The sequence below is a fragment of the Azospirillum isscasi genome, from assembly GCF_030849505.1.
Taxonomy (GTDB): domain Bacteria; phylum Pseudomonadota; class Alphaproteobacteria; order Azospirillales; family Azospirillaceae; genus Azospirillum; species Azospirillum isscasi.
Map to the genome: position 1 here is coordinate 1 of NZ_JAUJFI010000213.1, position 7,937 is coordinate 7,937.

Below are 7,937 nucleotides of genomic sequence, written 5' to 3' on the forward strand. Positions count from 1 at the left end.
GCGTCCGGCACCGCAGCCCGCCAAGCCCGCGCCGAAGACCGCGGCCACGCCGCCCGCCACCGCCCCGTCCGCCACGGCCCCGTCCACCGGCGTGCTCACGGCCCCGTCGCCCTCCGCCGTCCCGGACGGGCGCTACACCGTGCAGGTCGGCTCCTTCCAGCAGGCCGACAACGCGCAAGGGCTGGTCCGCCGCCTGCGCGGACTCGGTTTCAACGCCTACGCGCTGGACTGGACCGACGCCGAGCAGCGGTCCTGGCATGTGGTCCGCGTCGGCGGCTATGCCGACACCGCCGCCGCCCGTCAGGCCGCGGCGTCGCTGAAGGACAAGGTGGAAGCGCAGCCCATCGTCGTCTCCACGCGCTGACCGCAGGCAACGGCGGCGCCGCGACAAACTGTCGCTTCGGTCTATTCCGCTTCTTTCCTTTGGGAAAGCCCGTCCGCAATTTCGGTATTGCGGGCGGGCTTCGTCTTGATCTGCCGTAATCCTTGCCGCTAACATGGGGTTGAACAGGCACGCATATTAGAACACGCGCAGCCAGCAAGAAGCCGGCGCATCAGACCGGCGAACCGGAGGAAACCCTGGTATGAAGCCGACGATCCTGGTCGCCGACGATGAGCCCAGCATCGTCCTGTCCCTGCAGGTTCTGCTGCAGAAGGCGGGCTTTGCCGTGCGCATCGCGCGCAACGGTGAAGAAGCCCTTGAATCGGTTGCGGAAAGCACGCCCGACCTGATCCTGCTGGACGCGATGATGCCGCGGCGCGACGGGTTCGACGTCTGCCAGTCGCTGCGCGCCAACCCCGCCTACCAATCGCTGCCCATCATCATGCTGACGGCCAAGAGCCGCGACGTGGAGCGGCAGAAGGGCATGGCCCTGGGCGCCACCGACTACATCACCAAGCCCTTCTCCACCCGCGACCTCGTCATCACCGTCCGCAAGTACCTGAACCCCGAAGCCACGCAGGACGGCACCGCGGAGCGCCGGCCATGAGCGCCCCGGCGACCACCGGAAACGCCGCTGCGGCGCCCGCCCCCGCAGCCCCGGCGGAGCCGCGCCGGATCGTCCCCTTGGCCTTCCGCGCCGCCGGGGTCGGCCTGCCCCTGCTGTCGGTCGGGGCGGCGGTCGGCTTCGGCAGCGGCGGCGACCCGAACGCCTTCGTCACCTACGCCGTCACCATGACCGCGGCGGTCACCGCCGGGGTGTGGGGCCTGTGGGGGCTGGTGGACCGGAAGCTGCTGCGCGCGTCGGAGACGCTGAGCCGCGAGGCCGGGCTGATCGCCCATGGCGCTGCGGACGGCAAGGCCGGGGCACGCATCCCGGTGGCGCGCTACGGCGACCTCGCCCCGGTGGCGAAGGCCGTCAACGAGCTGTCGGACAAGCTGGCCGCCGCCCGCCGCGACACCGCGCGCATCGTCGCGGAGTCGACCGCCAAGGCGGAGGAGCAGAAGACCCGCCTCGCCGCCGTGCTGCGCGACCTGCACGAAGGCGTTCTGGTCTGCAACCTGAAGCACCAGATCCTGCTGTACAACCAGACGGCGCTGGACATCCTGCATCTGGCCGGCGACCTCGGGCTGGGCCGCTCCCTGCTGCATTTCGTGGTGGCGGAACCGGTCACCCACACGCTGGAGCGGCTGACGCTGCGCGTGCGCGAGGGGCGTCACGTCAACCACGAGCACGGCACGACCGCCCAGTTCGTCGGCGCCACCACCGACGGGCGTATCCTGCTGGCCGGGCGGATGAGCGCCATCCTGCAGGACGCGCCGGACGGATCGGACGAGCCGCCGTCCATCACCGGCTACGTCATCACGCTCTCGGACGCGACCAGCGAACTGGCCGCGCTGGGGCAGCGCGACGCCCTGCTGCGCGAGGCGACGGAGGGCTTCTGCGCCCCCATCGCCAACCTGCGCGCCGTTCTGGAAACGCTGGAGGACACGCCCGAACTGGGTCCGGAGGAGCGCGCCGCCTTCCAGGCCGCGCTGATGGAGTCGTCCAACACCCTGTCGGAGCGGCTGGCCCACGTCACCGGCGAGTACCGCAGCGTCGTCACCGGCTCCTGGCCGATGAGCGACATCCATTCCACCAACCTCATCAACCTGATCCGCCACCGCGTCGGGCCGGAGGCGCAGTACGGCGTCACGCTGACCGGCCTGCCGCAGTGGGTGCACGGCGACAGCTACAGCCTGGTCATCCTGTTCGGCTATCTGATCGAGTATGTCTACGCGCTGACCGGGGTCCCCGCCTACGACCTGTCGGTGGAGGCGGAAGGCAACTGGGTCTATCTGGACATCACCTGGCGCGGCCCCTCGGTGCCCAGCGGCATCGTGGACAGCTGGCTCGACCACCCGCTGCCCGACGCGCTGGGCGGCCTGACGGTGGGCGACGTGCTCCAGCACCACAAGAGCACGATGTGGAGCGAGGCGGTGAAGGGCAACGAACTGCTGTCGCGCCTGCGCGTGCCGCTGCCCCCCGCGCAGAAGCCGCCCTCCGCCCACACGGCGGCGCGCGGCGCGGCGCGGCCCGAGTTCTTCGACTTCAACCTGCTGCACCAGCCGCTGGCCACCAGCGAGCTTGGCCGCACGCCGCTCGACCAGCTTCACTACGTGGTCTTCGACACCGAGACGACGGGCCTGTCGCCCAGCAACGGCGACGAGATCATCCAGATCGCCGCGGTGCGCGTCGTCGGCGGGCGCATCCTGACCGGTGAGACCTTCAACACGCTGGTCAACCCGAAGCGGACGATCCCGCCGGAATCGATCCCCTTCCACGGCATCACCGACGCGATGGTCGCCGACAAGCCGGCCATCGACAAGGTGCTGCCGCAGTTCCGCAACTTCGTGTCCGGCGCGGTGCTGATCGCCCACAACGCCGCCTTCGACCTGAAATTCCTGAAGATGAAGGAACGGGCGTCGGGCGTGCGGTTCGACAGCCCGGTGCTGGACACCATGCTGCTGTCCCGGATGCTGCTGGGCGAGGGCGGCGACCACACGCTGGACGGCATCGCCGAACGGCTGGGGATCGAGGTGGTGGACCGCCACACGGCGCTGGGCGACAGCCTCGTCACCGCCGCGGTGTTCCTGCGCATGGTGGAGATGCTGAAGGAACGCGACGTCCGCACGCTCGACGACGCCATCCGCGGCGCCAACATCATCGTCGAGCTGGCGGCGCGGGAGCGCGCCTTTTGACCGGCGGGTCCGCCCCGCCACCCGCTCCCACTCCGCCGGGCCGGGCGGGGACCGACCGCCTGATCGCCCTGTTCCTGTTCGGCGTCGTCGCCTTCAATCCGCCGCTGCTGCGCGTCTTCGGCGCCGGGGACACGCTGTTCGGCCTGCCCCTGCTGTACGTGTACGCTCTGGGGGTGTGGGGCGCGGTGATCGCGCTGTCGGCGGTGCTGCTGGAACGCAGGGGGCGCTGAGATGCCCTGGCCCGCCATCGTCGCCGCCAGCTTCGCCTACCTCCTCCTCCTTTTCGCCATCGCCTGGTGGGCGGACCGGCGGGCGGACGCGGGGCGCAGCGTCATCGCGTCGCCGTACGTGTACGCGCTCTCGCTGGCGGTGTACTGCACCACCTGGACTTTTTACGGCTCGGTCGGGCGGGCGGCGTCGCTGGGCATCGGCTTCCTGCCGATCTATCTCGGCCCGACCCTGCTGATGCTGCTGGGGCCGCTGGTGCTGCGCAAGATCCTGCGCATCGCCAAGGCGCAGCGCATCACCTCCATTGCCGACTTCCTGGCCTCCCGCTACGGGCGCAGCCAGGGGCTGGGCGGGCTGGTGGCGCTGACCGCGGTGATCGGGGTGACGCCCTACATCGCCTTGCAGCTCAAGGCCGTCGCGGTCAGCTTCGACGTGCTGTGGGGGACCGACCCGTCCGGCACCACCGGCGGCCTGACCCTGCCCGTCGTTCTGGACAACGCCTTCTACGTGGCCATCGTCATGGCCGCCTTCGCCATCATGTTCGGCACCCGCCACATCGACGCCGCGGAGCATCACGAAGGCATGGTGGCGGCCATCGCCTTCGAATCGGTGGTCAAGCTGGTGGCCTTCCTGGCGGTCGGCGCCATCGTGGTCTGGGGGCTGCACGACGGCCCGACCGAGCTGTTCGCCAAGGCCGCGGAACATCCGGAGATCCGCGCCCTCTTCACCTCCGCCCCGGCGCTGGCGGACGGGTCGTGGCTGACCATGACGATCCTGTCCATGGCGGCGGTGCTGTGCCTGCCCCGCCAGTTCCAGGTGACGGTGATCGAGAATGTGGACGAACGGCACCTGACCCGCGCCCTGTGGCTGTTCCCGCTCTACATGCTGCTGATCAACCTGTTCGTGCTGCCGGTGGCGGTGGCCGGGCTGATGCGCTTCCCGGACCACGCGGTGGACCCCGACATGTTCGTGGTGGCGCTGCCGCTGGCGGCGGGGGACGGCTGGCTGGCGCTGCTGGCCTTCATCGGCGGGCTGTCGGCGGCCACCGGGATGATCGTGGTGGAGGCCATCGCGCTTTCCACCATGGTGTGCAACGACATCGTGATGCCGCTGCTGCTGCGCGCCCGCAGCGCCCGGCTGGAGCGGCTGCACGACCTGTCGCCGCTGCTGCTGACCGTCCGGCGCGTCGCCATCGTGGCGATCCTGCTGCTCGGCTACCTGTATTTCCGCATCGCCGGCTCGGCCTACGCGCTGAGCGCCATCGGGCTGATCTCCTTCACGGCGGTGGCGCAGTTCGCCCCGGCGCTGGTCGGCGGCGTCTATTGGGCGGGGGCGACCCGGCGCGGCGCGCTGGCGGGGCTCAGTGCCGGCATCCTGACCTGGGTCTACACGCTGCTGCTCCCCGGCTTCGCGCGGTCCGGCTGGCTGCCCGCCGCCTTCATCGACGACGGCCCCTGGGGCGTGGCGCTGCTGCGGCCCTATGCCCTGTTCGGGCTGGACGGCATGGACCCGCTGACCCACGCGCTGTTCTGGAGCATGCTGCTGAACATCGGCCTGTACGTCGTGGTGTCGCTGCTCGACCGGCCCGGCCTGGGGGAGCGGGCGCAGGCCACCGCCTTCGTGGAGGTGTTCCAGCACCGCGACACCCCCCTGCCCGCGGGCGCGTGGCGCGGCAAGGCCACCGTCGGCGATCTGCAACGGATCGTCGCACGCTTCCTCGGCCCGCAGCGGGCGGAGGCCGCCTTCGCCCAGTTCGCCCGCCGCACCGGCCTGCCGCTGGAGCCGGACCGCCGGGCCGGGGCCGAGCTGGTGCGATTCGCCGAACGGCTGCTCGCCGGGGCCATCGGCGCCGCCTCCGCGCGGGTGGCGCTCGCCTCCGCGGTCGAGGGCGGGGAGGTCAGCTATCCGGAGCTGATGCGGATGCTGGACGAGACCAGCCACGTCATCGAATACAGCCGCCAGCTCGAACACAAGACGGCGGAGCTGGAGCGCGCCTCCGCAGCGCTCCGCGCCGCCAACGAGCGGCTGAAGGAGCTGGACCGGCTGAAGGACGAGTTCCTGTCCACCGTGACGCACGAGTTGCGCACGCCGCTGACCTCCATCCGTGCGCTGACCGAGGTGCTGCACGACAACCCCGACATCGAGCTGGAGCAGCGGCAGGAGTTCCTCGGCCTCGTCATCACGGAGAGCGAACGGCTGACCCGCCTCATCAACCAGGTCCTCGACATGGCGAAGATCGAGGCCGGGGAGATCGACTGGCAGGTCGCCCCCATGGACCTGGGTGCGGCGCTGGAGCAGGCGGCGGCGGCCACCGCCCGGCTGTTCCACGAGCGCGGCATCGCCCTGGAGGTCGTCGTCCCGCACGGCCTGCCGCCGGTGCGCGGCGACCATGACCGGCTGGTGCAGGTGGCGGTGAACCTGCTGTCCAACGCCGCGAAATTCACCCCGGCAGGCGGACGGGCCACCCTGTCCGTGACGGCGGACGGCGATGCCCTGCGCGTGGCCGTCACCGACAGCGGCCCCGGCATCGCCCCGGAGCATCAGGCCATCGTCTTCGAACGCTTCCGGCAGGTCGGCGACACCATGACCGACAAGCCGCAGGGCACCGGCCTGGGGCTGGCCATCTGCAAGCGCATCGTCGAGCATCTGGGCGGGCGCATCTGGGTGGACAGCACCCCCGGCGGCGGCGCCACCTTCGCCTTCACCGTCCCCCTGGCGGAGGCGGATGTGGAAGCCACCCAATGAATCAATCGAAACGAGAAACGATCGAACCGCGGCGCCGGATACCCCCCTCCGGTTGACACAGGTCAGTCCAGTTGCCTTAACGAATCCTTATACGTGTTTCAGGCAGGTTTTTTACCAAATGCCGGAAATGAACGGTCTTCCGGATCGGGTTGTGCCCGGCCGGGTGGCAAGGAGACGAGCGGTGACTCTGATCAAGTGGAGCGACGAAGGGGGACCGGTCCGCCTGGGCCTGCCCAGCGACCTCGACCTCGCCATGGCGCAGCCGCTGCTGGACAGCCTGCGCGCCGGCTTCGCCGCCTCCGAGACCGTGATCGCCGAGGCCGGGGCCGTGGAGCGGGTCAGCACCGCCTGCGTCCAGGCCCTGGTGGTCGCCTCCCGGCACGCCGCCGAACACAACCGGACGTTCGCCGTCGCCCAGCCGTCCGAGGTCCTGACGGAAGCCTGCGAGGATCTGGGGCTGGACGGCTGGCTGAAGCAATGGAGCCAAGCGTGAAGAAGAAGGTACTCACCGTCGACGATTCGCGGACCATGCGGGACATGGTCTCCTTCACGCTGAAGGGCGCCGGCTACGACGTGGTGGAGGCCGCCGACGGGCAGCAGGCGCTGGGCGTCATCGGGGCGAACAAGGTCGATCTCGTCATCACCGACCTGAACATGCCGGTCATGGACGGGCTGACCCTGATCCGCCGCCTGCGCGCCACCCCGGCGCACCGCACGCTGCCCATCCTGATGCTGACCACCGAGGCCGACGAGAAGAAGAAGGCCGAGGGCCGGGCGGTGGGGGCGACCGGCTGGATCGTGAAGCCCTTCAACCCCGAAAAATTGATCTCCGTCGTGCAGAAGGTGTGCGGCTGACGCCGCGTCCTGGCTTGTGAGGGCACGCCCGTGGAAGACCTGAGCCGGTTCAAGCAAACCTATTTCGACGAAAGCGCGGAGCTTCTGGCCGTCGCCGAATCCGGCCTGCTGCGGCTGACGCCGGGCGAGGTCGATTCCGACGAGGTCAACGCCATCTTCCGCGCCGTCCATTCCATCAAGGGCGGCGGCGGCGCCTTCGGCTTCACCGAGCTGGTCGCCTTCGCGCACGAGTTCGAGACGGTCATGGACGGGGTGCGCAACAACACCATCCCCGTCACGACGGAGCTGGTGGACACGCTGATCCGCGCCAACGACGTGCTGGGCCAGATGCTGGCCTACGCACGCGAGGACAGCCCGGCCCCGGAGGGAACCACCGACGGCACCGTGGCCGCCCTGCGCCGCCACCAAGCCGGCGGCGCCGCTCCGCAGGCCGGCGCTCCGGCTCCTGCCGCCGCCATCGAAGCCGCGGCCCCCGCGCCCGTCTACGCCGCCGTCTACGCCGACGACGAGGACGACGAGGCCGGGCTGTTCGGCGACGCGATGGCCGCCATCGCCGCCGCCCGTGCGGAAGAGGACCCGGTGCCTCCCGGCAAGGTGCGCTGGACCATCGTCTTCCGGCCCAAATCCGACCTGCTGATGTCCGGCAACGAGCCGACCTTCATGCTGCGCGCCCTGCGCCGGCTGGGGGACGCGGCGATCGAATGCCACATCGACGCCCTGCCCAACCTCCAGAATTTGGAGGCGGAGCTTCTCCACCTCTCCTGGACGGTGACGCTGGTCGCCGATCCGGACGTGGACCTGGACAAGATCAACGACGTCTTCGAGTTCGTGGCCGACGAGTGCGACATCCGCATCACCGCGGAAGCCCCGCCGCCGGCCCTTGCCGAAGCGCCCGAGGCGCCGCCGCCCGCCGCCGCCCCGCCGGCCA

General features: G+C 70.4%; 8 protein-coding genes. All 8 read left to right on the forward strand.

Translation table 11 applies throughout. The annotated features are described in order from the left end of the window. Nucleotides 1-364 (forward strand): SPOR domain-containing protein (locus tag QSG27_RS26120; protein ID WP_306711350.1); only part of this gene is annotated, 364 nt, incomplete at its 5' end. Nucleotides 365-584: 220 nt separating this feature from the next. Further along, nucleotides 585-989: a response regulator transcription factor gene (locus tag QSG27_RS26125; RefSeq protein WP_306711352.1), complete on the forward strand. Its 405-nt coding sequence runs from the start codon at nt 585-587 to the stop codon at nt 987-989. After that, nucleotides 986-3,181: a 3'-5' exonuclease gene (locus QSG27_RS26130; RefSeq protein ID WP_306711354.1), complete on the forward strand. Its 2,196-nt coding sequence runs from the start codon at nt 986-988 to the stop codon at nt 3,179-3,181. Before QSG27_RS26125 ends, QSG27_RS26130 begins: the two co-directional genes overlap by 4 nt. Further along, nucleotides 3,178-3,411 (forward strand): hypothetical protein, encoded by a 234-nt coding sequence (locus tag QSG27_RS26135; protein ID WP_306711356.1) that lies wholly within the window; start codon nt 3,178-3,180, stop codon nt 3,409-3,411. The genes QSG27_RS26130 and QSG27_RS26135 overlap by 4 nt, the downstream gene beginning before the upstream one ends. 1 nt (nt 3,412) lies before the next feature. Next, the gene (locus tag QSG27_RS26140) at nt 3,413-6,154 is read left to right on the forward strand and encodes a sensor histidine kinase (protein ID WP_306711358.1); all 2,742 of its coding nucleotides are present in this window, start codon (nt 3,413-3,415) and stop codon (nt 6,152-6,154) included. 181 nt (nt 6,155-6,335) lie between these two features. Beyond that, nucleotides 6,336-6,647: an STAS domain-containing protein gene (locus QSG27_RS26145; RefSeq protein WP_306711360.1), complete on the forward strand. Its 312-nt coding sequence runs from the start codon at nt 6,336-6,338 to the stop codon at nt 6,645-6,647. After that, nucleotides 6,632-7,009, forward strand: coding sequence for a response regulator (locus QSG27_RS26150; protein WP_306711362.1), 378 nt, complete (start codon nt 6,632-6,634; stop codon nt 7,007-7,009). The genes QSG27_RS26145 and QSG27_RS26150 overlap by 16 nt, the downstream gene beginning before the upstream one ends. A 30-nt stretch (nt 7,010-7,039) precedes the next feature. Further along, nucleotides 7,040-7,937: Hpt domain-containing protein (locus tag QSG27_RS26155; protein ID WP_306711364.1), on the forward strand; the 898-nt coding region annotated here is incomplete at its 3' end.